Below are 26,669 nucleotides of genomic sequence, written 5' to 3'. Positions count from 1 at the left end.
ATCTTATACGACCCAAGGTTTATATGTCCCCAAAACTACAAGGGTGATTCGTTATGATTTAATTAACTCCTTCTGGTGCCGTTGGATTTCTCTCAACAGAAACGATTTCCCCGGTTTTAGAATTTATAAATGCCGTATAAATATCGCTCTTATAGCCGTGATCCTTACCTGACTTTACTTTCCGCTTCGCTTCGATGATTTCGTCGTCGGAAAGTTTGTCCATTTCTGAATCTGAAAAGGTTACAAAATAGAACGTTCCTTCCATGTCTACTCGGGTGCCCAAATCATAGGAAATTTTAAATCCATTTAATGGAACCTTAAATTTTTCTTGAATCGCTTTCTCCGCAATCACAACCGCTTCCTTTAAGTTCACCGGCGCATCTTCGATTTGTGCAATTGCGGGCTGCTGATGTTTACCGATGACCTCCACCTTTTGAGCATCGGCATTTGAAGCAGCATATGTCGTCATAATGCCGTTTCCTGTAATCAAAGCGAATGCTGCTCCTACAGTCAGTACAGTTGCGGTAATCTTTTTTCTCATTCTTCATTACCTCCAATATTTTTGATGTTTCGTAGCTACAGACCAAGTATAATGGGGCCGCGTTATGAACTAATCTTCAAGTTGTAATGGAGTTGTAAAATAAACAGAGACCCTTGTATATTCATTTTCTTTTGAATCTATTTGTATGTTTGCATGATGGAGCTGGGCAATCTGATTACAGATGGATAAGCCAAGCCCAATCCCACCCAGTTCTTTTGAACGGGATCGGTCTACTACATAAAACGCTTCTGTAATTTTCTCAATGTCCTTCTCAGGTATACCTCTCCCATAATCCAACACTTCAAGCACAACGCCTTCGTCGTAATGGTAACTTCTCATTTGGATCTCCCCCCCGAACGAGGAAGCTTTTATGCTGTTTTCTACTAAATTAATGAACAAGGATTGTAATAGTTCTTGATCTCCATAGACTTCGTCGGCCGAGCACTCCATTCTTATCGTCATTTGCTTCGCCTCTAGATGATGCCGCTCCATGTTTACCACATATGAAAACAGATTCTCGATATGAACAGGCCCTAAGTCAACCTCTTCACTCTTCAAATATAACAATTGCATCATTTTTCCTGAGAGGACGTCCAGCCGCGCAATATGCTCATGAATGTACTGGACCGCCATTTTCCTATCTTCCTCATTATAATTGGCATGATTCAAAAACTCGCTGTAGCCCTTGATAGCCGTAATGGGTGTTTTTAGTTCATGAGTGAGGTTATTGATGAATATTTCTTTGTCTTCACTCGCCTTTTTGATCGTTTCAATATGATTGGAAACAGCATCAGCCATCCTGTTAAAATCTTGTGCTAATTCCCCAAATTCGTCGTTCCCTCTCACTTTCACTCTTCGACCATACGCTCCGGCGGCAATCGCCTTTACACCTTTGTTTAACCTGCGGATGGGTGCGGTTAATTGAAATAATAGAAAAATAAGCGCTGCCGATAAAATCAAAGAAATCACAACACTCAATGTAATGAAATACTGCCGTAAAGTAATATAATATTCCTGTAAATAATCAGAATTTCTTGAGATAACGAGTTTTAAATCCTGGAATTCCATTTTCCCGCCGATAAACAGCCATAGCTCATCATTCATCTTTCTGTATATGGATTCGTAAGGATCCCCATCCAGTTCTGCTCGATCCCCTACAAATTGATAAGCATTGGAAAAGATCAATTGATCCGCTTGGTAAACCTCTAAAAGGATATCCTCTTTATAATAATTTGCTGCGAAACTAGCAATTACCGTTTCATAGTTGGTACTGCCCGTACGTTCAGTATAGACGCGAAGGATATAGCTTAATGAATTTTCGATGCTCCCATATACGCTCAAGCCTCTTGAGATATCCAAAAGTTCGTTTAGTTGGTAACTCTTTTTTAAAAGACCATAGGCTCCAAGGTCGAAGGCGACCAGAAATACAATCAACACACACAGATACGTTTTCTGCCAGAACTTCACCTCTACACCTCTAGCCTGTAACCGTATTTATAAACCGTTTTGATCCGTGTCTCCCAATTTAGTTTCTTTCTCAGCTTCTGAATATGCACGTCAACGGTTCTTGTATCTCCATAAAAATCGAAACCCCATGTTTGCTCAATAATTTTCTCACGGGATAGCGCGATATTTTTATTTTGTACGAGAAGATCCAATAATTGGAATTCCCTATTGGTTATTTCGATTTCTTGTCCATGAACAGTCACCATATGCTTTTCCAAATCTACTATGGTGTCATCCAGCCTAAATTCGTTTGCGACCTTTTGGTTTCTTCTTAATATGACATGGATACGAGCGATGAGTTCCACTGCTTCAAAAGGCTTGACTATATAATCTTCCGCTCCGCTCTCCAAGCCATGCACTTTATCAGAAACCGTATTTCTTGCTGTTAAGAAGATAACCGGTACGTTGCGTTTCACAATATCCTGCACGATTTCAAAGCCGTCTCTGCCAGGCAGCATCACGTCCAGGATGACTAAATCGATTCGCATCTCATTTAATGTTTTTAGAACTTGATCCCCACTGTACAATTGGACATACTCATGCCCGACCATTTTTAAATTTACGGCAATTAAATCGTTAATTGCCTTCTCATCATCTACAATCAGTATTTTCGCCATAAGAATACACCTCTACGCCATGATAGCAATTCTGAAATTGAAAGTTATCATAGAGTTGTAAAATTTTTTATCCTACAGTCTTACCCCACAGAAGTTTATCCATTCAAAGGAATTTAATACCTAAAACCAAAGTTTCCTGATTCGTCGATGAATTGCAAAAGGAATATTTGTCCACCATATTGAATTACAATAATAAAAGGAGAAATTCCGTAATGAAAGCGGTGCTATTAGCATGTTTGGGATCTTTGGCGTGTCTGGTCTTTCGTTCTTACTTGTAGCATTCTTTACACCACTACTCATTTGGGGGCTGCGCGTTCTAAAGCTAACGCAGCCAATTCGATCTGAGTTACCCCCTGACCATCAGGCCAAACGGGGAACACCACTGATGGCTGGCCTGATCTTAATTATCGGCGTGGTAACGTCATTACAGTTTCATCCCGCCCCATTGATGATCTTTTTATGCGTTACGTTTCTCTTATTCAGTTCAGTCGGCTTTATGGATGATTTCAAAAAAGCAGCATGGCAAGATCCATCCGGTATCTCCGGAAGGACGAAACTTGTATTTCAATTCGCTTTTACTGGTGTGCTGCTTTTCACATTGTTCCGTTCGTTCTCGCTGACGAGTGACATTACGTTGTTCCACGGGGTTCAATTACACCTGCCCGTTTACGTGTACATCGTAATAATGCTCCTGTTTGTAGTTGGTTCAGCGAACGCTATCAATTTTACGGATGGTCTTGACGGGCTATTGATCAATGTTGCGATCCCAACTTATTTTTTCTTCTTTCTGATTTCAGACAAACCTGAAGTACAAATATTTTCGCTCGTAATGATTGGTTGTCTGCTCGGCTTATTTCTCTACAATATTTATCCCGCTAGAGCGTTTATGGGGGATACTGGATCGCTCGCAATTGGAGGTTCGCTTTCCTTTTTAGCGGTTATTGAAAAGGTTGAAATTTTAATCCCACTACTCTTTTCAGTCTATCTGGCTGAACAATTTTCAGTCATTTTGCAAGTCTGGTACTATAAACGCACAAAACTGCGCTTATTCAAAATGGCTCCGATTCATTATCATTTCAGCCTAAAATATGGCTGGAGCGAGAATAAGATCGTCATGGCGTTTGGTTTCATTTCATGGGTATCTGTTCTTATTTGTTGGCTTATTTGGAAATTTGTCCTTTAGGCCCGTCCATTTTATATATTATTGTTTCATAGCTATTCGCCCATAATGCTGAAGAATCATTCTCGGTTTGAAGGTCGTCCCTTCCAGTGCGATAGAGCATATTTTTCCTATCTTTGATAAATTCGTCTGCTAGGGATTCCTTATCAAAAAGAACGAGCAAAGCATCCTCTGACAAATTAACGATAATCAAAAACTTGATGCCTTTGTGCTGCCTTATGTAGGATAACACCATTTTTTCCGAGTTACGTATGAACTCCAATTCGCCCGCCCAAAATGCCGGCTGATTTGTTCGAAGATGGATCAGGAATTTATAGTGCTCGAATATCCTTGTATCAAACGAATCCCAGTTGAGTTTATACTCATCGAACAAGGACGTCCATGTTTCCATCGTATTCTCATTAAATTCCTGTCCCATCATGATGAGGGGAACACCTTCGAGCGTCAGTAAAATTGAAGCAGCAGGTCCTGCATGCTCCACACCCAAATACTCCCGGACTCTGGACTGTTCTTTCTCCTCAAGCCAATTCATCCTCAGAGAATTTCTAGGAAAGCTGTACTTGTAAGAGTTATAAATCGTTATAAACTCAGACTGTGTAATCGTTCTGTCGATCATCTGACGAATAAGAAAGACCCAGTCCAAAATGACCCTGATCCCGTTCGCATGAGCTTTGCGCATAAATAACAATAAATCATCTTTGGTTCCGAATTCTGGATCTATCGAATAAAAATCTTTTACCGCATAGGGGTCACCGTATTTACCAATCCTACGTTCATGTCCCACTTCGTTAAACGGCATTAGCCACAGCGTATTGATTCCCATTTCATTAAAATAGTCTATCTTGTCAGCCAGTCCTCGGAAACCGGTTTCTGTATAGGCACGAAGATGAAGCTCATAAATGACCGATTTTTTAATCCATTCAGGACTAGAAAGGGCTGTAAAGTTCTCATACATGTATCCCGGGTGATTTTTTGAAATCTCATTTGTTCTGATCAATACATCACCATATTCAGTTACCGTAATCGCAGAGTTATTCTGCCCGTCTTCCGATACACTCGGATTCAACGGGTCTAAAATCCACGCTTCCCCATTCACCACAAATTTATAGAGATGTCTTCCCTTAAGAATAGGTAATTCAATCTCCCAACCTGTCGCATCTTCCATTCTCTTCATGTAGTTTCTATCGCCATTCCAATTATTAAAGGTCCCTGCTAGAGCAACGCTATCAACAGGAGTATCCGTATAATAAACAAATCGTACGCCCTTAGATCCCTTTGTTGGAAATTTAGTCAGCATGGGATGACCTCCTGTAAATAGATTCTTGACTCCGACAATATGGTTCTCCGTGCTGTTTCTATCGGCAAGTTAGATTAGCCAATCGCCGTATCTCATCGCTTAGCCTTCGATTGACTGGATACACTTCTTCTATGAAATTTAAAATGCGAAGTGCCGATTCGGGAACATGATCGTATCCCTGTATCATGTCTCCTATGATTTCCGCAAAACGGGGGTATCTCTTCTCTAACCGCCTCTCATTCCCGAATGGGTCGGGAAAGTAATCCACCTCTTTCTCCAGCAGATGGAGCACGGATAGAATTCTGTCCACAGCGTAACCTTGAACAAACCTCGTCGCGGATAGGCACTCTCCCCTTGCATAGCGGCCGAGCCCCACGTATAGATTTGTTAAGGCTTCGTTCAAAGGAAAGTCCAAGGAATCATTTTTTAGGCTGGGGATCGGGTTGGAAGGTTTGGCGATTCCCGTATTGCCATACATCGGATCCTTCCATATGACCCGGCCATCCGTATAGGAGGCGTTCGCCAGTTCCCATTCCTCGAATACAGCATATTCCCCGAAAATACCGTCTTCGAACAGTACTTTGTACCCAACATCCGAATTCTTAAACGAATAGGCAAGAGGGTGTATTTCTTCTAGCCAATCCAATCGGTCGATATATCTGTTTTTCTCCCCCGGTTTCACAATGACAAAGAAATCTAAATCCGAATATTCATCCAACCGTTCTGTCTCGATCCCAACGGAACCAACGCCTAGTAATAAAAGAGCTCCGCCTTTGCGTTCGAGCGACTTCCCGATCTCGCCCAGCCGCTGTAACAGCAATTCTGTTCTCAGCATTACGAATCCTCCCCAGGTTTTGAAATGTAAAAAGGGTCCAACCCACTTCTCAGCGAGGTTGAACCCGAAGCTTACATTGCCTTTATTATCCTATTGTGAAATTACCACGTATTAATTGTTGCTGTCAATCGTAATAACTTACCGTTTCTTATGGTAAGGTTCCGTATCACCGTTAACCTGCTGAGCGAACCTTTATCCACATTACGAACACTAACAACAATCTAGCGAAATTACACCTTTTACTATTTTTTTGCAATTTTTTGATACCAGGCTTACAGTTCATCTCTACACTAAAATCAAACAAGCTAAGACAGCCTGAGAGAGCCTTGATCAAGTCAAAAAAAGTGTGACGAAGACTTTAATTTGGCTGAGATGGAAGAGACCACAAGGCGCTGACTTCCGGACTTCGACTCTAAAAATAAAAGGAGGAATAATAAGTTGAAAGCAATAAGGCTCGTTTTTTTATTGATGATTGGGATGATGTTCTTCTATTTCCACTACTCCACCCAGACAAATGCTAGCTCGTCAGCTTTCAAAATTGCCATCCTGCCGGATACCCAAATCTATGCGGAAAGCTATCCTAATATCTTTAACGCCCAAACCCAGTGGATTGTCGACAACTCGCAGGCACAGAACATCAAGTTTGTGCTTCATGAGGGAGACATCACCAATAAAAACAGCACGACTCAGTGGCAGGTTGCCCAGAATGCCATGCGAAAACTGGACGGCGTCGTTCCCTATTCGGTTGTGCCTGGAAACCACGATATCGGTACCAACGGTTCGTCAGATACGCGGAATACCATTTTGTACAACACCTATTTTCCTCTAAGCCATTATTCCGGAACCTCGACTTTCGGGGGCGTTTATACGGCTGAACCGACCAAGTATGACAACAACTATCATACTTTCAGCGCTGGGGGGACCAACTGGCTGGTGCTTTCGCTGGAATTCGGACCAAGAGATCCTGTACTGGATTGGGCAAACCAGGTCGTCTCCTCTCATCCGAATCACCGGGTGATTGTGGTAACGCATACTTATATGTTTTACGATGAGACCCGTCATAATGCCGGCCATAGCTGGAATCCGCACAGTTACGGTCTAGCTTCGGGAGCGGGAGGAGTCAATGACGGGGAAGAAATGTGGAATAAGTTTGTCAAGCTGCATCCTAACATATCGTTTGTACTTAACGGACATGTTTTGGACGACGGTGAAGGCCGCCGTGTCTCTATCGGGGACCACGGAAACAAAGTCTACCAGATGCTGTCCAACTACCAGATGCAGACCAATGGAGGAAACGGTTATCTCCGTCTTCTGGAAATTGATCCGGTTAACGGGACTGTGAAAGCGAGCAGCTATTCCCCCTATCTGAATCAATACAAATCCGATTGGCAAAATGACTTCCTGTATACAAACGTCGAGCTTGGTACGCCGGCAGCTCCAACAAAACCGGTGCTGCTTGACAACTTCAATGACGGGAATCTGAGCGGATGGACGATTGTGGATGAAGGAACAATTTCCGCCCCTTCCAGCTGGTCCTCAAGCGGCGGAAGGGCCGTACAAGCCTCTAATATTTACGGTCCGGATGTTCCCTCCGTCGACAATCGGAAAGGGACCTTTGCCTATTACAACAAAACAGCTGCTATGAACTGGAACAATTACAGTGTTGAGGCCATTCTTAAATCCACGGATAATGACGGAATCGGCCTCATGTTTTACTACAAGGACCCCAATAACTATTACAAAGTGGATCTGGACAGCGAAAGGAATTTCCGCAAACTGTTCAAGATGAAAAATGGGGTTGAAACCACTCTTGCTACCTCTGCGGGAGCTTACACAGTCGGTGCGGATATGACGCTGAAAGCTACGGTCAGGTATGGAAAGATTACCGTCACGCTGAACGGAGCGAATCTGTTTGGCACGGTGACGGATAGCGATCTTACCGGCGGAACCGTTGCCATGTACAGCTGGGGGAGCCAAAATGCCTATTATGAAGATGTCCGGGTTCAACCTGCCAATGCTCTTATGACGGACGACTTCAATGACAATAATATCAACGGCTGGACGGTCGTGGACGAGGGAACGATTAACGCACCTTCTGCCTGGTCGGTGGTGAGAGGGGAAGTCGGACAGACTTCCAATATTTACGGCCCGGATGTTTCCTCAACCAACAATCGAAAAGGAACATTTGCCTATTACAACAATAGCGGGGCTTTCTCCTGGACAAATTATTCGTATTCCGCCATCCTTCGTTCCACCGATGATGATGGAATCGGCCTCATGTTCCGCTATCAGAACCAGAACAACTACTATAAGCTCGACCTGGATAAGCAGCGCAATTTCGCTAAGCTCTTCAAAGTCGTAAACGGCGTGGAAACCATGATTGCCACTGCGACAGCACCAGGATATACGCAGGGAGCCAATTCCAACCTGGAAGTCAAAGTCATTGGCAATCAGATTCAGGTGTTCCAGGACGGCAAAGATATCTTTGGCGGACCCGTTACGGACAATTCCCTTACGACTGGTACGGTAGCTTTGTATTGTTGGGGGAACCAGAATAGCTACTTCGATGATGTATCGGTATATCCTCTATAACCAATTGATTCATGGGTTCGGCTTTGCCGGCGTTCTTCAGGAGTTCTTTCTGCACCTGCTGAGGAATAAATTCGAAACGAGAAGAATAATCATTGGGGCATCAACGGTCATCTTTATCATTGGCTTGATCTGGCTTGTCGAGCGGGTAACCAACCTGCAGCTGGTACCATTCTGATCTTCGCCTTTATGATACGGTCATGTTGAAATTACAAGTAAGGCCGGTAACTCTCCTTTATGGAGTGGTTACCGGTCTTATCTTTTTGGAGAATATTTCAAATAACCTGTTGCGAAATAACTGTATACACACTATACTGATTACATAATACACAATTAATGAAGAGGTGATTAAAATGAGTACGCTCGCGATCGAAGTGAATGGCTTACGCAAACGTTTCGGCAAGCAAACCGTATTGGACGGCATCAATTTGGCTGTGGCGAAGGGAACCATTTTCGCGCTTCTCGGACCGAACGGTGCCGGCAAAACGACGTTGATCCACATCCTGTCTACGCTGACAGAGCCGGATAGCGGCCATGCGCGGATCGACGGATACGATGTCGTCGGCGACAGGAAGGAAGTACGGAATTCGATCAGCCTGACGGGCCAGTTCGCCGCTGTTGACGAAGTGCTGACCGGGGAAGAAAATTTGAAAATGATGTGCAGGCTGTCCGGCCTCTCGGTCAAGGAAAGCAGCGCCCGCACCGCCGAGCTGCTGAAGAGCTTCGATCTCGCGGGCGCTGCAGGCAAACGAGTAAAGACTTACTCCGGCGGCATGCGCCGCAAACTAGATCTCGCCGTTAGCCTCGTCGTGCACCGGCCGGTGTTGTTCCTCGACGAACCGACGACGGGGCTCGATACGATCAGCCGGCGCGCGCTATGGGACATCATTCTGCGGCTGAAGCAGCAAGGTATGACGATATTCCTGACGACACAGTACTTGGAGGAAGCGGATCAGCTCGCCGATACGATCGCGGTCATTAACCGCGGGCGCGTCGTCGCATCCGGGACCGCCGACGAGCTCAAAGCGCGCGTCAGCGGCGAAGTGATCGAGCTGAGAAACGGGAACGACGAGCTGCTCCGGACGGTTCCGACAAGCGGCGGCATCGAGGACGTCCGTCATAAGTTGAACGAAATCGCCCATTCCTTCGCATCCGACACGCGCATCAGCATTCGAAAGCCGAGTATGGACGATGTATTTCTGGCCTTGACGGCCAAAGAAACGGAGGCAGCCCTCGTATGAAAACCTCGCCATCGATGCTGCCGAAGCCCGCTTCCTTTACGGCAACGAACCTGATCTTTATCGGACGCAGCCTGCGTCACAGCCTGCGTAACGTCGAAGCGCTGATTATGGCCATTATGCTCCCTATTCTACTCATGCTTTTGTTTACTTATGTGTTCGGCGGCGCAATCGATCCGACCGGGGACTACGTGAATTACGTCGTTCCCGGAATTATTCTCTTATGCGCCGGCTTCGGTTCCTCCAGCACCGCCGTGGATGTCGCGACGGACATGACGAACGGCATTATCGACCGATTCCGGACGATGCCGATCCGATCCGTAAGCGTCGTTGCGGGACACGTCGCCGCCAGCCTCGCCCGCAATTTGCTGGCGACCTGCATCGTCATCGGCGTTGCCCTGCTTGTAGGCTTTCGCCCGAGTGCCGGCGCATGGGAATGGATCGCGGCTCTCGGTGTCATCATCTTGTTCATCCTGACGTACACCTGGTTATTCGCGGCGATAGGGCTGGTGACCGGCAGCCCTTCTGCCGCCAGCGGCTACGGGTTCGCACTCCTGTTTCTCCCTTATCTGTCGAGCGCTTTCGTTCCGACAAATACGATGCCTTCCTGGCTCCAAGGATTCGCGAACCATCAGCCGGTCACGCCGGTCATCGAGACAATTCGCGGGCTGCTCGCCGGCACGCCGATCGGGGATAACGGCTGGTGGGCGATCAGCTGGTGCGCGGCCATTCTTCTGATCGCACTCGTGTGGTGCGCTATCGCGTTCCGAAGAAAGTCAGGGCGCCGGTAAAAGACAAAAAAGCAGCGGTTCGGTCTAGCCGAATCGCTGCTTTTTTTGTTGCATATCGCATTTAAGGCTGCATGGACCGTTTCACCTCAAGATAATGCTCGATACCGTCCAAAATTCTCTCTAGTCCGAAGGCAAGATCGTCACCGATCGGGCTTTCCGTTTCTCCCGTGTAGGCGCCGGACATGAGGATGGGATATAAATCCGGAAAGCTGTCCTGCTTGACCAAATGCTTCAGCGCGGCTGTGTAATTCAAGCCGTTGAACGAATCGATGCTTTCGCCGGCCTTGAGGGCGTGATCCATATCCCGCTGAATCATGCCGCACGCCCGCGCGTAACTGCTGAGCAGAAGCACGAACGACATTTTCTCAAAGTCATTGAGGGGGAAATCACGCATGATGCGGAGCATCCAGTCGATAAACCGAAGATTATTCGGCGTTAGGGGGATGCCCTTGATGGGAATATCCGCAAACCAAGGATGCTCCCGGAATACGAGAACGCAGGCCTGCACGAAATCCCGCATCTCTTCGCGCCAATCGGGCTGATACCCTTCCGGAGGAACCGGGATATCGCACACTGCATTCTGCATGAGCACCAGAAGATCCTCTTTGCTCGTAATATATCGGTACAACGACATCGTGGTGAAGCCCAAGGACTGGGCTACCCGGCTCATCGAAACGGCCGAGAGTCCGTCCCTGTCTGCGATCGCGACTGCGGCGTCGACGATCATTGGAATGCTGAGCTCGCCCTTCGGCCCCCTGCGCGGTTTTTTTACGATCCCCCAGCTCAGCGTCACGCCGTTAGGTAAGTTTTTCAAAGCTTCATCATCCATTTGACCGCCGTTCGTCATGTTGTTCGCCCCTCCATCCTATTCCTGCTTCCGAAGTGTATATCTAGTAAACAGTATATCACAGTTTTTTAGAGCACCGTCGGTTCTTTGTAAGTCGAGAAGCTTTACGTTTTTTTGTTTTTGCTTGGGTGGCGGGCAATTAAGCGGACGAGCTCAACTAATAATAAGGGCAATGAGACGGATGAGGGATAGGCGAGATAACGCGGCTCCCATTCCGGAGAAAATTTTTCCTTGTACCTTCTTAGTCCTATGAAACCATACCAGCTGCCCCCATATTGGAATAGAATGCGTGCCAGCTTTTCTTCCTTGATCGCCTTCTGGCTTTGGCCTACGCGCGAAAGGGGAGCCATGCCTAGGTTAAAGCGGGAATAGCCCTGAGACTTGGCCCACTCGAGCAAACAAATGAAGAGCTGGTCCATCGTTCCATTCGGCGTGGCCTTCAAATAGCGCATCAGATCGACGGACATCGTAGCGTCATCATAACCTGGTGCTAATGAAGCGAAAGCGATAATATCACCGTCCGTATTTTTCAGCAGCGCGATGGGCGCCTGATGCAAATAGCCTTCCTCGAACCACCCGAGGGAATAGCCCTTTTCATGCTTACCATCCAGCCATTGGTTTGAAATATATGCCAATCTTTCCACTAGTAATGGATGATGCGGCGGCTGAGCGATTTCAAACTGAAAGCCTTCGCGTTCAAAGCGGTTTTTGACCGTTCGCATGTTCGTATTCTGTTTTCCTGCGAGAGTAAAGCTCTCCAGATGAACGAGAGCTTCCTCGCCCAGCTTAAAAAAGCGGTAGCCGTTTTCATGATAGAGCGGCAAATAATCTGGCGCAACCTGATAAAACACGGTCTCTAAAGCAAATTGATCCGAAAACTGTTGAAATTGCTGGATGGCCGCGCTCAGCAGGCTTTTGGGACCGAGGGGATCACCCAGCACGACTAACTTATTTCTAATTTTCGCATACGGAATTAATACGCGGTTATCCATGGCCCAGAAGAAGCTTTTGTCGCCGGTAAAGAGCATATGCGTCAATAGATTTCCTTGTTCGTGCTCTAGAAAAGCTTTTAATTTTGCTTGTTCTTCCGGAGCTACACCGGTAATCTCGAACCGCTTTGGCCGGAATAAGTAAAGCAGCGACAGCATAAGCCATGCGACTAAGAGGCCGAATAACGCAACGATAATATGCTCGCCAGGCTCTAACAGCCATGCATCATTAGCCGCCCGGGGCAAATGTTTTAGAAATGCCGGATGCATATGGGAACCAATCAGATAATAGCCATAGACGATAAGGAGAGTGATCAAGCCCCAAGCGGCGATATTATATTTTCCGAATGGTACTGCAAGACGGTAAAAACGGTGCCTCGAGATCCACAGCAGCAGCGCTACGATAAGGAGGAAGATCGCCTCCTCGTAATCGAACGCTTTCGCTAAAGTGAAAAAGGAGCCTGCGCAAAGCAGCAAGAGCGTCCAGTTATAGGCTCGTTTGATCCTAAGCGATATTCCGCGGGACAACACGACGAGCATGATGCCGATAATGACGCTGAGCTGATGGGAAAGCCTCATAATAGGAAGCGATAATAGTTCTTCCGCATAATGGAGTCGGTAGAGCATTCCAGGCGTTGCAGCGGATAACAGCAAAATCACTCCGCTTGCGAATACAAGCTTGCCGAGTGACCAAGCACCGATTTCACCAATCAACCCGAACTGCCCCGGCCAACGCCAAACCTTCTGCCATAAATTCAGAGCGCGTTCCATTATGCTTCCTTCCGCCTGGTCGCCCCGTTTAAGATTGATAGGGAACTCAAAAACCGCCATTATAAGGCCAATCAGCCACGGCACAATGTAATACAGCAGCCTGAATAATACAAGAACGACAGCGCATTTATCGGGAGGATAGCCTAAGAGTTGCAAACCGAGCATGGCCGTTAAGTCAAAGCCGCCGATCCCGCCGGGCGCCATGCTGACGATGCCGGCAATTGCAGCAATGGTAAATATGCCGAGCGCATGCGTAAAGGAAAGGCCTGGAAGAAACTTCGTCCCGATAATCCAGAAGGTCATTCCTGCAAAAAACCATTCCAAAAAAGAAGCGCCTATTGATGCGGTCATTATTCGTAAGCCTAGCTGTCCTTGATCCCGATTAAACCATTTCGTGAATAGCGGCGTTCGCTGTATCAGCACGAATAAAGGCAAATATAATCCGATTGCCCACACGGCGTAAACGAGCCAAGGATGGGCTGCGATCATTGGCTTTATGGGAAAAACACCGATGATGCTTAACTCTGCGAGCAGCGATAAGCCGGTAAATGTAATGGTGGAGAGGAAAGCAACCGAAGTCGCAATGCTTGCAATAGGAATAGCATGATTACGGTAAAGAAAAGTTCGTAATCCGGCCCCTGTTAAACCGGCAAAGCCTATGAGATTGTTGGAGGTGTTCGCAATCCATCCATAACGAAACGAGCTCCATAAGCCTATCGGGAATTGAAAATGTTTTCGGATTAAAAAATCATATGTACTCATCACGGAAACCGCAAGCAGGGAAAAGATAAGCATAAGGAAGATCGTCTTGGGATGTATATGATGAAGATAATGCAGGGTTGTACCCCAATCGACCGCCTGGAATTCTTTCTGTCCTTCCCAATAAACGAGAGCGATAATAGCGAAGGGGATAAGAATCCGCAGCAGCCTGGCGCGGTAGAGGATAGAAAGAAGCTTAATAATGCGCAGCTTTTGAGCTATTTCACGAAACCAATTCATTGAATATCCCCTTGAATAGGATTTGAGCAGTACTATTAATTATAGTATTGCCATGATGGACTAGTAAAGTATACTCTCTTGCTTATCAATCCTGTATAAGGGGGCTCTTAGCATAGTGAAGGGCTGCCGCGTGGCAGCCCTTCACTATGCTATCTGAATTATTTTAACAATTTGCTCCGTACGCTCCGGATCTGCGTCTTAATCGTATTTAACGATTTGTTGAGGAGCTCCGAAATTTCCGTTCGGCTGTAGCCGCGCTCCTTGAGATCGTGAATTTCCCGTTCGGAGGGGGATAACAGCATTAACCGTATTTCTTCTCTCATGACCAAAGCCGCATCCGGATGTATGGAAGCCTGATCGGCATAGGCCTCGCGGATCGCGCGTACGATATCGGGGAAGCTCGATTTATTAATATAATTCACGGCTCCGTTTTGGAACGCCTTGACGATGATTTCTTTTTCCGTCAATGAGGTTAACATTATGACCTTGACTTTCGACTGGGTAGCGATCATAAGCTCCTTGGTGGTCTCGAGTCCATCCAATTGATTCTCGGTTAAGTTGATGTCCATAAGCACCACGTCGACGTCCAGAACACCCGCCTCTTCCAGCGCTTCCCGCTTTGTTGCCGCCGCTTTGACAATCTCGATATCCGTTTCCTTATTCAAATCGGCAAAGAGCCGCTCCCGCCAGAAGCTGTCGTCCTCCACAAGCATCACCCGTATTTTGTGATCCATCCCGGTCATTCCCCTTTTAAACGCCGACCCGCAGCGCTGCGGAACGGTCTGGTATTTTGATCATGCGCACCCTTTTGGCCGGAAACCGGAGCTCCATACATGTCCCCTTCCCCTGCTCCGTCTCTACCAGCCGGATACTTCCTCCATGCTTCTGCATCACTCCATAACAGTAGTTCAGGCCGAGTCCGTAGTTGGATACCCCTTTCTTCGTCGTAAAAAATGGATCGAACATCCGAGCCGCACTTTCGGCCGATATCCCGGCCCCATTGTCTTTAATCCAAATCACGACTTCCTTCTTGGCTCCCAGCAAGGAAATGGAGATTTTTCCGTTTCCGGGTTCAATCGCATCGAGAGCGTTAACGAGCAGGTTGTTCAGCACCTCTTTGATATGGGATTTGTCACACAGAATAACCGGATCGCACTGCACGTCTTTATGGATGCTAATCTGTTTGGCCTGCATCATAGGCTCTAATGCCATGAGGCTATATTCCAGCACGTCCGCCATGCGGTGTTCCTCCTCATACAGCACGATATCGCCGGTTCTTTCCTTGATTTGGTTCATCATATTTAAAATATGCTCCGACACCTGGTCCAAATGGGCCAGATTGTGCAGCATTTCTTCTTTATCGTTATGGACGACGGAATCCCTCATCCGGCTGCTAAGGTAGTTGATTTTTTGCACTTCATTCTTAATCGTATGATTCAAAATAAGCGCACCCTGCGTCAAGTTTTTCATGGAATAATCGATTTTCTGTCGCTCGATCCGGAGCTTGATCCCCATGAAGCCGTACTTCATCCCGTAGTAAATGAAAAAGGCTGCAAACACAAGAGCGATAATAAAGTTAAACTGCCACATGTTACTGCCCGTTATCTCCATGCCTTCACGGCTGATGATCACCCGTTCAATACCGATATAATCCGTAGCGTATAGAAAACTAATGCACGGGATGATAGCCACCGCAGTGCGGAAGCTGTTTTTCTTATGGGAAGCATTCTGTTCGGTTAAATACCGCAGCCAGTAGATCGCGAGCGCCGCCAGAAAATATACGCCGGAGATGATACGGGACAACGGGTGACCGCCCAATTGCAGCTCAGGATAAAGCGGCGGAACCGCAGCCAAGTAAACGATGATGGGCACAGGGGTGACCAGACTGAACAAAATAATGGCTTTTCGGCGGAACAATCGGGTGAATACCAGCGAGCAAATAAGCAGCAGGTACGGCAAAAAGTGATACTCTACACCCCAAGCCACCATCGAGAACAGCCTTACGTACTCTATAGCCTCAGGCGAAAATATGGACGACATGCGCATCCAAGGCAAAACCTGCACGTTAAGAACGACCGAGAAGCTTGCTAAGCCCGTGACGAACAAAAACAAACTGAACCAGCGCGTGTGCGGGTTTCCCGAATTGTTGACCAGCAGTACCGTGCCAATCGTCCACAAGGACAGAAATATGGTGCAGTATAAAATGACCATCCAAATAGCCTCCATTGAATTAACCTTTTGTGCAGCTTTATACCCGGGTGAAAAAAGTTCAACCTTATGTACATTTCCGGATGCTTTTATAATGAGTCTCAAGCGGGGATAACAAATCCTTAGACTAAATCAAATAATAAGAATGAGGGATGATTATTATGAAAAAAGGTAAATTGTTAGTTGCAACGGTTTTGGGAATGGCTCTAGTGTTCGGCGCAGCAATGCCGGCGTTTGCCGCGAAAGCTGAAGCGAAACCGGAAGCAGCGTTTGTAGCAACGATGAAAGCCGAAGCTAAGCCTGAGGCGGCGGCTAAAGCCGAAGCTAAACCAGAGGCAGCAAAAGCCGAAGCCAAGCCTGAGGTGTAATGAAATAATTGGTTAATTTCTTCTATTATAAGTATAATATGTGATTCAAAGATTGGGAACAGGGAGACCTATGTCTTTTGACCCAAAATGATCACCCCAAGTGGATTTTTATCCGTTTTGCGGGTGATCTTTGTATTTTGCTGCTATTAATAATTTATCTGGAAAGTTATAGCAGGAAAACCTCCCGCTAATTGTTCTACTTGGTCGGATCGTAAGCCTGTACACGGAAAACCTCCCGTTAATTTAATCCTATTCGGTCAATGATCAACAAAACCGGCGATTTAGATGGAGCTTTTCCGGTAAGATGATTCTTCTCATGATTTCGAGGACAAATTAACGGGAGGTTTTCCTCTAATTAAAGCAGGGGCGCGGCCAGAAAAAAATTGTGGCAGTTGACATGGCTTTCCTATTAAGATATTGCTTCCGACATGTTAACAAGATCATAGATCATTGATCCATACCAGCAGACTATGACCAAGCATAAAGCAAGTACGGATAAAGCAAGTATCCCTTTTAACATCTCAGCAGATTGCTTAAATTTTAACCCCTTGTGGAGCCAAATTACACTGGCCCAAATTGTATATACGCATAAACAAAATATTAAAATCATTCCTAGTACCAACTGTGCTTCTTCCTCTCATGTACCTCAATTGCGCCAGTAATCTTTTAGACGTAAAAATAATGAAAAAAGTTCTATATTTTTATTTGTTTATCACACTATCCTGCCCTTAACGAGGTCGTCGTTCATTACCACAGCAACCTCGCGATGTTATACTACCTTTTTATCAGCTCATCCACCTTCGCTTTCATGGATCGTATCGTCGTTTTCTTATATTGAATTCCAAGGCGAAGCACCTTAAGCTGCTCTGTGCGGGTTAACCTTTTGAACCGGGAATCCTGCTTCAAAAACGAGCGGATGATGGACCAACTGTTGCCGGCAATTAGATCAGTATTGATGTATGGCAGTTCATCGGGCAGCTTGCGTTTTTGAAAACGGTTCAATAATGATGCAAAAGTCGATGAAATTTTGCCTTCGTCCACCAGACACGGTACTACGCTTTTCCTCGTATACCTTGTGTAGTAATCCAAGTGATTAATTCCGCTTACAATGACGTAACCGCCGTCTTTTCGGCTTTTTCTGACGATCAACAGCTGCATACAATCCTGAGCGACTTTGCGAAGTTCTTTGCTACGCTTTGTTGAATTGGCGATAGACCCAGACTTTATCTTGCTTAGAGGTATATATTGCACCGTATATCCCATCCGGCAGCACCCCTCTTGATTTATGGTTATTGTAGTTTATGTCGTCCTCTGTCAAACGTACCCGTTTACCGCAGTTTGCCGGAGACAGCAGGACTAGGGTCATGAGCGGCCCCTGCATCCGCTATTTCTGGCAACGTAATAAGAAGAGCAGCTGCCGAGGCAACTGCTCCTTTAATCGTTTAATTCATGAACACTCCCAGTGATGTTATCCGTGAAAGAAGGTATCATGGGTGAAACCTATTTTCCATCGAATATCCTAATCATCTAATCCCTTTCCATCCAGAATATGCGGTAAATATTTTTCAACCCTTGACTCTCGAGTTTTGGATTGTTTGGGTGCAGAAAAATGAAGAATGTACGCTCTTTGCCGTCCCGGCGTCAATGCTTCAAAAGCCATTTTCAAGTCAGGGATTTCAACGAATTTATTTTGTAATTCTTCAGGAATTATGTATTCCGTATTCTTTTTATAGTTCACTTGCAAACCGGCTTTTTCAACTTCAATGGCTTCATCGATATAAGCTTTCAAGATAAGCTGCATCTCATCTATTTCTTGAACATTGGTGAACCGAATCTGACGCGCCGCCTGTACATTTTCCGTTTGTTGGATTAGGATACCATGGGGATCTTTTAACAAGGCACCTTTGTGAAACAGAAGCGCACAGTATTCTTTAAATCCATGTATTAAAACAATGTTTTTATCCTGAAACGTGTAACAAGGATGCATCCACTTAAACTCTTCTTTCAACTCGCAGTCAAGAACGATATTTCGGAGCAGCTCGAATTCTTCCTTCCACATTTTCGCCTTACTAAAAAATGGATCAATCTTAGGATTCCTTTCCCCTTTTGTCATCAAGGAACACCCCTTTTCAATTTTTCGATGGATGCTTGAATACAGCTAGGCCAAAGCCTTTTCAAGCTCGCCGCACCATTTACTCCAGCCATACTTAGCTCCACCCAGTGCTTGAGCATTTGAGATTCCGGTTTGTTCGAGATGAAGGTTAACCTTACCGTCCCCTAAATCCTGCAGCGTCCAGGTGATCGTGTGCGTCTCCGCTCCACTGGCCCAGGTGTAGGACACCCGGTTTGGTGCGTCCACGATAAGCACTTCGCCGTCTATAATTCCATCCCAATATTCGGACGGCTGAGTACGAAACTGAAAACGGTGTCCTACGACGGGCTTAAAATCATTTTCCATCGCCTCACCGGTCTGGATGTTGGCCACCCACTTGGCAAGCTTGCTTGAATCGGTTAAGGCGGACCAAAGCTTCTCGATCGATGTCGTGTACTGAAAATCCAAGGATAAGGTTAAACTCATTCTTCTTCCTCCTCTAATAGTTGGTTCAAGCGCAACATATTCGTACTCCAGAACTTGCTGTAGAAAGCCACCCAATCTTGAATTTCGCTGAGTGGAGAGGCGTTTAGCCTAAATCGCGTTTCTCTGCCGACTTTTCGGTCAAGTACCAGTCCGGCCTCTTTAAGGATTGTCAAATGCTTGGATACCGCTGTACGGCCCATTTCAAACTGTGCCGTTAATTCATGAAGCGGTATCTCCTCTGCCTCTGCTAACAGACGAATCAGTCGGCGCCTAGTTGGATCTGCAACCGCGTCAAACACATCCCGCAACGGGTTGTTCTCGCTCACAGCACTCCCTCCAATTTTCTGTAGTAGAAATCTATTGGCGGTACGAAGGGACAGCCGTTAATTCCACCACCTACCTAAATTTTGCGGTTCTTCGGACGCAGCGCCCACGAGGCTATGTTTAGTGCAGCATATGAAAGCGGAAGGATAAGATTAAACCCGTAATCACCATAATCGTTAGCAAACGCATGAGATAAAGCTGCACCTGTCATTAAAAAGAAGATACCAGCGTAGACCCATTCTTTAAGCCGGGGAAAACCTGGCATGACGAGAGCGATGGCTCCAAGCACTTTCCAAATCCCGAGAATGGTCAAGACGTATAATGGGTAACCAAGATTCGTTACTAACTCGAGGTTTCCCCCATATTGCATCAGTTGCCCGATACCACTTAACATAACAGCTGCTGCGAGTAGTAATGTGACTGTCCAATAAGCAATCATTTTTCCTCGGGGCTGGGTTTCTGCTTTCGCGGTTTTTTCAACACCGATAATCTTAATCATTTGTTTCCTCCTCATAATTGTTTCAATTGAAACTTATTCAGGTTCCAAACTTTCCAAATGACTAATTACTTCTTATTGGACACCGTTTGGTGACACTTTTATTATAGGACACCATTTAGTGTCGTGTCAACAGCATTTTTAAACTCCGCATGAAAACGTCTTTCGGTTCCAGATAACTGTCTGGCTTGTTTTACGCTATTAGGATGGGGACCTGACTTCCTGCCTCACTGCTTCAATAATCTCCCGAACCCCTTCCTCGATTTGCTCCGGCTGCGCCCGTGAGATGCTGATCCGCAAAAACTTCTCCCGTTCGATATAATCCGATAAATAAAATCGCTTGCCGGAGACGACAAAAACATCCTTTGCCGCAAGCCGCTCTATTAGGCGTTCGAGATTGACCGTTTGAGGCAGCTTGAATTGTACGAACATACCGGAGTGGACATCCGATATTTCCAGTAAACCTGCGCCGTTATGCCGCTGCACCGCTTTGGTCAGAGCGCGAATCCGGGCTGCATATTGGCTGCATATTTTGTGTTTGTGCCGCTCGTACATACCGTTTTTGATATACACTTCGAGCGCCGCCTGGGACAGCTGAGAGGTATCCGCGTATCTTTTGAATTCATGGAACGTCCCCAGCAGCTTTTCCGGCAAAACGGCGGTGCCGAGCCTGAGTCCCGGGAAAATGATTTTCGAGTAGCTTTTCAAATAAACAACGTGCGACGTACCGTTATAGGCGTAAATAGGATCGAGGCCCGGTTCTTCGCCCAAATCGGCCATGTAATCGTCCTCCACGACGTATACATCATATTTGCTCGCCAATCGGGCGATCGTTTTCCTCTCTTCCGCGCTGTACGAGGTACCGAGCGGATTGTGGTACCTCGGCATGGTGTAGAAAAACTTGATTCCGCCATGTCTGAATTTCTCCTCCAATTTCCGCAAATCAATGCCTGCCGTCGTACGGGCGATACCGGATACCGGAACGCCTTCCGCTTCAAGAAAACGCAAATACAGATCGTAGCTCGGCTGTTCGACCAGGATAACCGAATTCCCGTTCGGAAACGGCATCTTCGCCAATAATTCGAGCACCGGTGAAATACCCGACGTTACGATGACCCGCTCCGCTTTGGCAAATACTTGATCTGTAGCCAAATGGGAAACGAGCGTATGTCGAAGCGTCTCCAGCCCTTTCGAATCGCCGCAGGTAAACAGATCGTATTTGTACGTGTCTACAGCTTTGTTCAAGCAGTGCTGGAAATCCAAATACGGAAACACGCTGGGATCCGGCGACACAGAGGCAAAATCGATTGCCTTGATCTGTGTGACGTTAGACCGGTTCCTCGGCTTTTCTACCACGTAATATCCGCTTTGAGCTATCGAGTAAATGGCGTGGCGTTTCGTAAGTTCCGAGTATGCCCGTGTAATCGTGCTGATGCTGCATCTGTACAGCTTCGCGGCATCCCGGACGGAAGGCAATTTTTGACCCGAAACGAATTGTCCTCCGTCAATTTTTTGCTCCATATCGGAGAGAACATCCAAATATCTTTTCATACCGCTCTCCTCTCGTTCCTCTAGCGAAATGTAATCCATTATACGCGATAGGAGCAACTGTATCGATACAGTTCTGGAAATTTATTGTTGTTGGTATCTGCATTTCGTTTTACCATTTCAAGTATCATATCTCTATTGTTTAAGGAGGACACTTGCTTCGATGAATCCATCCGGATTGAAACTTGCTTATCTATGCGCGGTTATGAATGCTATGATCATGGGATTTTCATTTTTATTCACTAAGATTGCGCTCGAATTCGCTGAGCCCCTGGATACGCTGACATTCCGGTTTGCCGCATCCTTCGCCGTTATGTCCATTCCCGTCCTGCTGGGCCGGGTCCGTTTGGAATACCGCGGGAAGAAGCTTCACAAGGTGCTGCTCTTGGCCACCCTGTATCCGGTGGGATTTTTCACGCTCCAATCCTACGGCCTGCAGTATGCCACATCCAGCGAAGGGGGCATTCTGTTTGCTTTCACACCGGTTTTAACGGTGCTGCTGGCGTTCCTGTTTTTGAAAGAAAGGACTACCCTCATGCAAAAGCTATCCATCTGTCTGTCGGTCAGCGGAGTCCTGTTCATCTTTATCATGAAGGGCAGCCGCATCGATTGGTCCAACATGACGGGGATTGTTCTCTTGTTCCTGTCTTGCCTGGTAGTGGCAGGGTACGGCGTGCTCGCGAGGCTGGTGCTCAAATCGTTCAGTCCTGCGGAGATTACGTATGTCATGCTGGGCATTGCCTTTCTTTCTTTCCTTGGGGCCTCACTTGCCGGGCATGCAGCCGCAGGAACGCTCGATCAATTGTTCTCTCCGCTTGCCAGCGGTACGTTTATCGTCGCCATCCTCTATCTTGGCATCTTGTCCACACTGGTTACGGCGCTTAGTTCAAACTATGCCTTGTCCAGAATCGAAGCATCCAAAATGAGCGTATTTTTCAATCTATCGACGATTGTGTCTATCGCTGCCGGAGCGCTTTTGCTTGGGGAGGAAGTCCGAATGTACCATATCGCCGGTTCTGCGCTTATTTTTGCCGGTGTCATGGGAACCAATCTCCTCGGAAAAAAAAGCGAGAGGCAAGTTCTAAACACAAATCGCGCAAAAGCCGGATAAGGCTCACAGATTAATCAAAGGAGTCGATTGGAAATGTCATCCACTATGCAAACCGATAATTTCACCTTATTCCGTGAACGTCATTCCGTCAGATATTTTGATGCCTCGCACAAACTTAGCGAACAAGAAATCAAGGAGCTCCTGGAAATTGCAGGCAGCGCCCCGTCGTCTTGGAATCTTCAGCATTGGAAGTTCGTCGCCATTACCGAGGCGGCAGCCAAGGAAAAGCTGCTTCCTATCGCGAATGGCCAAAAACAAGTCGTCGATGCTTCAGTTACCATCGCCATACTCGGGGACTTGGAGGCCAACCGGAATGCCGAATCCGTGTACGGGCCCGTCATCCGGGCAGGACTTGAAGATGCTTACTCAGGCTATAATTCCCATCAAATCCTGTTCGCTCAAATCGAAGAGGCTTATGCGGTTAGCGAATCTTCCTCCTATCGGCGCGACGAAGCGATTCGCAACGCATCGTTGGCCGCTATGCAGCTTATGCTCGCCGCAAAAGCGAATGGTCTCGATTCCGGCCCGATGGTCGGCTTCGACGCCGACGCCTTCGTCAAAGCGTTCAATGTCCCGCCGCGTTATGTTCCGATCCTTCTCGTTGCCATTGGCAAGGCGGCTAAACCCGCCCGAGCTACCTCCCGTTTCCCAGTGGAGCGGACGGTCATCTGGAACGGGTTTGACCCTGATACCACAATTTTTTGAAGCGTCGTGTCTCTACACGTCGCACTAACAATCTAGAACGTACATTTATATAATGACTTAACCGTGCAGCTTGATGACGATTTTAAAGCCTCGTAGGAATCTTCTGATTGAGAAAAAACCCCGTTCCCGCGCAGATAACGCAGCCTTATCTGGCTGCGTTATATTTTTGAGATAGAAGCTAGCTTTTTGTGAAGCAAATCTGCCTGTTAGCTCAACGGCTTCAAAAAAGTCTGATTGAGATAAAAAACGATTTCTTTATTACAGACTGATTGCTTTCGCCTTCGCAATTGCTTCTGAACGATCGGACACTTGCAGCTTGTTGAATATATTCGTCAAATAATTCGAGACCGTTTTAGGGCTTAGCTCCAACCGTCTGGATATATCGGCATTGGACATGCCCTCTACGACCAGGCTCAGCACCTCCAGATTTATGGTAGATGGAGCATCGTTTTGTGATTCGAGATATAGAGGCACAGTTTGAGGATTGATCGTCAGAAGTTAATTGAACATCTTGAAAATGAGGCTGAGCAGCTACGTTTGAAGATGGATTGAGCCGCTTAGCGATCCGTAAATTCACAAGCGGCTATCATATCTTTGTCGTAACGGCATTCCCTCTTTATGAGTTACCTGCTGAAGTAATCCTCCAGCCCATTCGCAATTGCTTTGGCTGCTTTCTTCTGGTAGTCGGAGCCGCGGACGATAGATTCATCTTTTGAGTTGGTTAAGAAACCGAGCTCCACGAGTGAGGATACCGTATCATTTTCCCGCAAAACGTGAAGATTGCCGAAAGAAATCCCGTTGCTCTTCAAGCCGATGCCATCCGCAAGTCTGTTTTCTATCGCGCGTGCCAATGGCCGATCTTTCGTTTCCGAATAATAGAAAGTTAGTATGCCGGACGTATTATTCTCTGAAGAATTATAATGGATGCTGACGAAAGCGTCTGCACCGGCGGATTCGCTAATCTTGACCCTGTGGGAAAGCTCGGGCTTCTCCTCATCTTTCGTTCTTGTCATGAGGACGCGCGCTCCGCGGCTGCGAAGCTCATCCTCGAGGTATAAGGAGGTACTCAAATTAAGTTTTTTCTCATTGCTTTCATATTTCGTTCCGATCGCTCCGGGATCGTCTCCACCGTGACCGGGGTCAATAACGATTACTTTCCCTTTAAGTCCCTTCGATTTTCCCGAAGAAACCGCCACAGTTTGTATTGCGTCCTTCACGATATAACGATCTGACACCCAGCCGAATTGCCCATCCGGAGTCTGGATCCCAACCCATCCTTCCCGGTTGTCCATTATCGTAACAGCCTCACCTTTTTTCAGGTATCCCAGAATGTTATAGTTCAATCCGGCGCCGGCCCTGATCCGCAGCGCATCCACCAGCACAGTCGCCTGGGTGGCTGCAGAACTCTTTTGCACACTGTCATCTGTCGCCGATGCAGTAACGACATTGCCCTCGACCTTCTTTAAATAATAACCTGCCACCCAGCCGGAGACCCGGTCCGACTTGATGCGCAGCCAGCCAAACTCTTCATTCGAAACGGTGACCATCTCGCCATTCTTCACCGCACCCACGATCGACGATTCAAGTGAAGGCTCGCTGCGGACATTCAATGAGTCGGTGTATACCTTGGCTTTATAACTACCGCTTGCTTCCGCCCGGTTTGGTATATAACCGGAAATGCTAATCAACCCACAGATCAAAATTGTAAGGTATACAATTTTTTTCATACAAGTCTCCTTTAGTATTCTTAGGATATGTAGGTCTATTATTATACCTGAAATTACTAGATCCGTGCAGACCTATATTAAGCCCCCATTCTCCATGCGCCACCAAAAAACTAGTCTTTCTTAAGAGGATTACTGTCCAATTGATTCATTGTGATATGAATTTTCCAGCGCTCGTTGAGAATGAATTGGCTGTTTAGGCCCATTCCACAGAGTTCAATATGTCCGTTAGAATAGGATTAAGTTGAGGAACAAAGGAGAAGATTACGTTTTGAATAAGAGATCCACACGCAGCAGCAACCATTCCAAAGGCAGACTGGCATCTTTAAAGCCAAGTCTTATCATCTATCTGGCGATAGTCATCATTCTTGTTGGCATTTGCGGAGTATTGTACGGCAAATATACGAATAAAGTTGATTCTAAGCTTCCGCTTGCTGCCGGGAATACCGAGCGAGCCAGTGGGCAGAACAGAATTGGCGAGCCCTCTGATTCGGATTCCCTTAATAATGGGAAAGGCGGAAACGAGCCATTGGAAGCTGACCCCATCCCCGCCGGAACCGTTAATAGTGAAGAGGAACAGGAGCCTACAGAGGATTACGATGATGTGACGGAAGAGCCTGCTCCTACTGCATCCAACACACCAGTCAGAGAAAGTGATAAGCCGACGGAGATGTCTATGCCTGCACAGACAGAAAAACTAACGCAAGAAAAAAAGGATTATGGCAATAAATCAACGGAAGCCCCTACTAAAACGGTGAAGCTTCCAACCACCTATGTTGTCCAAAAAGGCGATACGCTACGCTTAATATCCGAGAAGTTCTATCAATCTAAGGAGCATTATGCGCTGCTTGCAGCGCATAACCATATCTTGTTTATTAATGATATGAAAGCCGGAGATACGCTTAAGATTCCAGCATTGTCATCAACAACCCGCTCGATAAATGGCAGCCAGCAGGGAACCAAAGACTATTCAAAAATTAATTTGCCGGCTACCTATCTGATCCAAGCAGGCGATACCCTATCAATGATTTCCAGAATGTTCTACAAATCAGCGGAATATGTGGATTATATTGCGAAAGAAAACAAGCTTGATAAAAATGTAGGCTTGAAAGCAGGCACCAACCTTCTCATTCCGTCCCTGAAAAACTACAAGCCGGATGAAGAAAATGGCGCAGTAGAATCTTCTCCCGATTACGAGACATCCGATCATACCGTAAAGAGTGGCGAGACGCTCTACAGCATCTCCAAAATCTATTACGGCTCCGACAAATATGTTACGTTCATCGCGGGTTACAATCATATTGTAAATATTGATGATGTAAAAGCCGGCACGGTGCTGAAAATTCCAAAAGCTTAGGTCAACGAAATCTAACAGATAAGGCTCCGCCATAGCGGAGCCTCAGTTTG

26 protein-coding genes are annotated in these 26,669 nt (G+C 46.5%); 9 read left to right on the top strand and 17 right to left on the bottom strand.

Annotated features, from left to right (window positions below; genetic code table 11):
* Positions 1–58 precede the first annotated feature (58 nt).
* The 3 genes from DFP97_RS01660 to DFP97_RS01650 form a co-directional block, all read right to left on the bottom strand.
* Positions 59–541, bottom strand: a complete 483-nt coding sequence (locus DFP97_RS01660) for a hypothetical protein (protein WP_114378223.1) — start codon at positions 539–541, stop codon at positions 59–61.
* A gap of 69 nt (positions 542–610) precedes the next feature.
* Positions 611–2,008 (bottom strand): sensor histidine kinase, encoded by a 1,398-nt coding sequence (locus DFP97_RS01655; protein WP_114378222.1) that lies wholly within the window; start codon positions 2,006–2,008, stop codon positions 611–613.
* Positions 2,009–2,010: 2 nt separating this feature from the next.
* Positions 2,011–2,664 (bottom strand): response regulator transcription factor, encoded by a 654-nt coding sequence (locus DFP97_RS01650; RefSeq protein ID WP_114378221.1) that lies wholly within the window; start codon positions 2,662–2,664, stop codon positions 2,011–2,013.
* Between the two features lie 232 nt (positions 2,665–2,896).
* Between DFP97_RS01650 and mraY the strand changes: the two genes are divergently transcribed.
* Complete coding sequence (gene mraY / locus DFP97_RS01645; RefSeq protein ID WP_114378220.1) at positions 2,897–3,847, top strand: phospho-N-acetylmuramoyl-pentapeptide-transferase; 951 nt, start codon at positions 2,897–2,899, stop codon at positions 3,845–3,847.
* Here the strand turns inward: mraY and DFP97_RS01640 are convergent.
* Together DFP97_RS01640 and DFP97_RS01635 are read right to left on the bottom strand one after the other, a co-directional pair.
* Complete coding sequence (locus tag DFP97_RS01640) at positions 3,825–5,141, bottom strand: alpha-amylase family glycosyl hydrolase (protein ID WP_114378219.1); 1,317 nt, start codon at positions 5,139–5,141, stop codon at positions 3,825–3,827. The two genes, mraY and DFP97_RS01640, sit on opposite strands and share 23 nt — an antisense overlap.
* Positions 5,142–5,199: 58 nt before the next feature.
* Positions 5,200–5,976 (bottom strand): hypothetical protein, encoded by a 777-nt coding sequence (locus tag DFP97_RS01635; protein ID WP_114378218.1) that lies wholly within the window; start codon positions 5,974–5,976, stop codon positions 5,200–5,202.
* Between the two features lie 438 nt (positions 5,977–6,414).
* On the opposite strand from DFP97_RS01635, the gene DFP97_RS30540 reads away from it, so the two are divergent.
* From DFP97_RS30540 to DFP97_RS01615, 4 genes are all read left to right on the top strand, one after another.
* The gene (locus DFP97_RS30540; RefSeq protein WP_181873309.1) at positions 6,415–8,568 is read left to right on the top strand and encodes a metallophosphoesterase; all 2,154 of its coding nucleotides are present in this window, start codon (positions 6,415–6,417) and stop codon (positions 8,566–8,568) included.
* A complete protein-coding gene (locus DFP97_RS01625) occupies positions 8,543–8,743 on the top strand; it encodes a hypothetical protein (protein WP_147275007.1) in 201 nt (66 codons plus the stop codon). Before DFP97_RS30540 ends, DFP97_RS01625 begins: the two co-directional genes overlap by 26 nt.
* A gap of 175 nt (positions 8,744–8,918) precedes the next feature.
* The gene (locus DFP97_RS01620) at positions 8,919–9,806 is read left to right on the top strand and encodes an ATP-binding cassette domain-containing protein (RefSeq protein WP_114378216.1); all 888 of its coding nucleotides are present in this window, start codon (positions 8,919–8,921) and stop codon (positions 9,804–9,806) included.
* Positions 9,803–10,594, top strand: a complete 792-nt coding sequence (locus tag DFP97_RS01615) for an ABC transporter permease (protein WP_114378215.1) — start codon at positions 9,803–9,805, stop codon at positions 10,592–10,594. The genes DFP97_RS01620 and DFP97_RS01615 overlap by 4 nt, the downstream gene beginning before the upstream one ends.
* Before the next feature lie 61 nt (positions 10,595–10,655).
* Here the strand turns inward: DFP97_RS01615 and DFP97_RS01610 are convergent, their stop codons facing one another.
* The 4 genes from DFP97_RS01610 to DFP97_RS01595 all read right to left on the bottom strand — a co-directional run bounded on the left by DFP97_RS01610 (position 10,656) and on the right by DFP97_RS01595 (position 16,411).
* Positions 10,656–11,441, bottom strand: coding sequence for a TetR/AcrR family transcriptional regulator (locus DFP97_RS01610; protein ID WP_114378214.1), 786 nt, complete (start codon positions 11,439–11,441; stop codon positions 10,656–10,658).
* A 104-nt stretch (positions 11,442–11,545) separates the two neighbouring features.
* Complete coding sequence (mprF, locus tag DFP97_RS01605) at positions 11,546–14,200, bottom strand: bifunctional lysylphosphatidylglycerol flippase/synthetase MprF (protein WP_114378213.1); 2,655 nt, start codon at positions 14,198–14,200, stop codon at positions 11,546–11,548.
* Positions 14,201–14,358: 158 nt separating this feature from the next.
* Entirely contained in the window at positions 14,359–14,934 is a 576-nt protein-coding gene (locus DFP97_RS01600; protein WP_181873308.1) for a response regulator transcription factor, read from the bottom strand.
* A 16-nt stretch (positions 14,935–14,950) separates the two neighbouring features.
* The gene (locus tag DFP97_RS01595; RefSeq protein WP_181873307.1) at positions 14,951–16,411 is read right to left on the bottom strand and encodes a sensor histidine kinase; all 1,461 of its coding nucleotides are present in this window, start codon (positions 16,409–16,411) and stop codon (positions 14,951–14,953) included.
* 158 nt (positions 16,412–16,569) lie between these two features.
* On the opposite strand from DFP97_RS01595, the gene DFP97_RS01590 reads away from it, so the two are divergent.
* Positions 16,570–16,776, top strand: coding sequence for a hypothetical protein (locus DFP97_RS01590; protein ID WP_114378210.1), 207 nt, complete (start codon positions 16,570–16,572; stop codon positions 16,774–16,776).
* Positions 16,777–17,550: 774 nt separating this feature from the next.
* On the opposite strand, the gene DFP97_RS01585 is transcribed toward DFP97_RS01590, so the two are convergent.
* The 6 genes from DFP97_RS01585 to DFP97_RS01555 form a co-directional block, all read right to left on the bottom strand.
* Positions 17,551–18,039 carry a hypothetical protein gene (locus tag DFP97_RS01585; RefSeq protein WP_114378209.1) on the bottom strand — a complete coding sequence of 163 codons (489 nt, stop codon included), beginning with the start codon at positions 18,037–18,039 and terminating at the stop codon, positions 17,551–17,553.
* A gap of 256 nt (positions 18,040–18,295) precedes the next feature.
* Positions 18,296–18,889, bottom strand: a complete 594-nt coding sequence (locus DFP97_RS01575; protein WP_114378208.1) for a YdeI/OmpD-associated family protein — start codon at positions 18,887–18,889, stop codon at positions 18,296–18,298.
* A 45-nt stretch (positions 18,890–18,934) separates the two neighbouring features.
* Positions 18,935–19,354 (bottom strand): SRPBCC family protein, encoded by a 420-nt coding sequence (locus DFP97_RS01570; protein ID WP_114378207.1) that lies wholly within the window; start codon positions 19,352–19,354, stop codon positions 18,935–18,937.
* The gene (locus DFP97_RS01565; protein ID WP_114378206.1) at positions 19,351–19,680 is read right to left on the bottom strand and encodes an ArsR/SmtB family transcription factor; all 330 of its coding nucleotides are present in this window, start codon (positions 19,678–19,680) and stop codon (positions 19,351–19,353) included. Before DFP97_RS01565 ends, DFP97_RS01570 begins: the two co-directional genes overlap by 4 nt.
* A 74-nt stretch (positions 19,681–19,754) precedes the next feature.
* Positions 19,755–20,177 carry a DoxX family protein gene (locus DFP97_RS01560; RefSeq protein ID WP_114378205.1) on the bottom strand — a complete coding sequence of 141 codons (423 nt, stop codon included), beginning with the start codon at positions 20,175–20,177 and terminating at the stop codon, positions 19,755–19,757.
* A gap of 198 nt (positions 20,178–20,375) precedes the next feature.
* Positions 20,376–21,725, bottom strand: a complete 1,350-nt coding sequence (locus tag DFP97_RS01555) for an aminotransferase-like domain-containing protein (RefSeq protein ID WP_114378204.1) — start codon at positions 21,723–21,725, stop codon at positions 20,376–20,378.
* A gap of 160 nt (positions 21,726–21,885) precedes the next feature.
* Here DFP97_RS01555 and DFP97_RS01550 point away from each other — a divergent pair, with 160 nt between their 5' ends.
* Positions 21,886–22,833: a DMT family transporter gene (locus DFP97_RS01550; protein ID WP_114378203.1), complete on the top strand. Its 948-nt coding sequence runs from the start codon at positions 21,886–21,888 to the stop codon at positions 22,831–22,833.
* A 33-nt stretch (positions 22,834–22,866) separates the two neighbouring features.
* The gene (locus DFP97_RS01545; protein WP_114378202.1) at positions 22,867–23,538 is read left to right on the top strand and encodes a nitroreductase family protein; all 672 of its coding nucleotides are present in this window, start codon (positions 22,867–22,869) and stop codon (positions 23,536–23,538) included.
* Between the two features lie 258 nt (positions 23,539–23,796).
* Here the strand turns inward: DFP97_RS01545 and DFP97_RS01540 are convergent, their stop codons facing one another.
* A complete protein-coding gene (locus DFP97_RS01540) occupies positions 23,797–23,958 on the bottom strand; it encodes a response regulator transcription factor (protein WP_281270925.1) in 162 nt (53 codons plus the stop codon).
* A 203-nt stretch (positions 23,959–24,161) separates the two neighbouring features.
* Complete coding sequence (locus DFP97_RS01535) at positions 24,162–25,265, bottom strand: N-acetylmuramoyl-L-alanine amidase family protein (protein ID WP_114378200.1); 1,104 nt, start codon at positions 25,263–25,265, stop codon at positions 24,162–24,164.
* Positions 25,266–25,533: 268 nt separating this feature from the next.
* On the opposite strand from DFP97_RS01535, the gene DFP97_RS01530 reads away from it, so the two are divergent.
* Positions 25,534–26,619, top strand: a complete 1,086-nt coding sequence (locus tag DFP97_RS01530) for a LysM peptidoglycan-binding domain-containing protein (protein ID WP_114378199.1) — start codon at positions 25,534–25,536, stop codon at positions 26,617–26,619.
* Positions 26,620–26,669 lie beyond the last annotated feature (50 nt).

Source organism: Paenibacillus prosopidis (assembly GCF_003337375.1).
GTDB lineage: Bacteria > Bacillota > Bacilli > Paenibacillales > Paenibacillaceae > Pristimantibacillus > Pristimantibacillus prosopidis.
This window is presented reverse-complemented; position numbering and strand designations above follow the sequence as displayed.

Coding starts and splice junctions, on each gene's coding strand:
- DFP97_RS01595 (WP_181873307.1), bottom strand. CDS start 16,411: ATGGTCATTTTATACTGCACCATATTTCTGTCCTTGTGGACGATTGGC.
- DFP97_RS01650 (WP_114378221.1), bottom strand. CDS start 2,664: ATGGCGAAAATACTGATTGTAGATGATGAGAAGGCAATTAACGATTTA.
- mraY (WP_114378220.1), top strand. CDS start 2,897: ATGTTTGGGATCTTTGGCGTGTCTGGTCTTTCGTTCTTACTTGTAGCA.
- DFP97_RS01615 (WP_114378215.1), top strand. CDS start 9,803: ATGAAAACCTCGCCATCGATGCTGCCGAAGCCCGCTTCCTTTACGGCA.
- DFP97_RS01570 (WP_114378207.1), bottom strand. CDS start 19,354: ATGAGTTTAACCTTATCCTTGGATTTTCAGTACACGACATCGATCGAG.
- DFP97_RS01550 (WP_114378203.1), top strand. CDS start 21,886: ATGAATCCATCCGGATTGAAACTTGCTTATCTATGCGCGGTTATGAAT.
- DFP97_RS01585 (WP_114378209.1), bottom strand. CDS start 18,039: ATGGGATATACGGTGCAATATATACCTCTAAGCAAGATAAAGTCTGGG.
- DFP97_RS01575 (WP_114378208.1), bottom strand. CDS start 18,889: ATGACAAAAGGGGAAAGGAATCCTAAGATTGATCCATTTTTTAGTAAG.
- mprF (WP_114378213.1), bottom strand. CDS start 14,200: ATGAATTGGTTTCGTGAAATAGCTCAAAAGCTGCGCATTATTAAGCTT.
- DFP97_RS01545 (WP_114378202.1), top strand. CDS start 22,867: ATGTCATCCACTATGCAAACCGATAATTTCACCTTATTCCGTGAACGT.
- DFP97_RS01535 (WP_114378200.1), bottom strand. CDS start 25,265: ATGAAAAAAATTGTATACCTTACAATTTTGATCTGTGGGTTGATTAGC.
- DFP97_RS01620 (WP_114378216.1), top strand. CDS start 8,919: ATGAGTACGCTCGCGATCGAAGTGAATGGCTTACGCAAACGTTTCGGC.
- DFP97_RS01600 (WP_181873308.1), bottom strand. CDS start 14,934: ATGGATCACAAAATACGGGTGATGCTTGTGGAGGACGACAGCTTCTGG.
- DFP97_RS01625 (WP_147275007.1), top strand. CDS start 8,543: ATGATGTATCGGTATATCCTCTATAACCAATTGATTCATGGGTTCGGC.
- DFP97_RS01590 (WP_114378210.1), top strand. CDS start 16,570: ATGAAAAAAGGTAAATTGTTAGTTGCAACGGTTTTGGGAATGGCTCTA.
- DFP97_RS01635 (WP_114378218.1), bottom strand. CDS start 5,976: ATGCTGAGAACAGAATTGCTGTTACAGCGGCTGGGCGAGATCGGGAAG.
- DFP97_RS01640 (WP_114378219.1), bottom strand. CDS start 5,141: ATGCTGACTAAATTTCCAACAAAGGGATCTAAGGGCGTACGATTTGTT.
- DFP97_RS01560 (WP_114378205.1), bottom strand. CDS start 20,177: ATGATTAAGATTATCGGTGTTGAAAAAACCGCGAAAGCAGAAACCCAG.
- DFP97_RS01610 (WP_114378214.1), bottom strand. CDS start 11,441: ATGACGAACGGCGGTCAAATGGATGATGAAGCTTTGAAAAACTTACCT.
- DFP97_RS01555 (WP_114378204.1), bottom strand. CDS start 21,725: ATGAAAAGATATTTGGATGTTCTCTCCGATATGGAGCAAAAAATTGAC.
- DFP97_RS01660 (WP_114378223.1), bottom strand. CDS start 541: ATGAGAAAAAAGATTACCGCAACTGTACTGACTGTAGGAGCAGCATTC.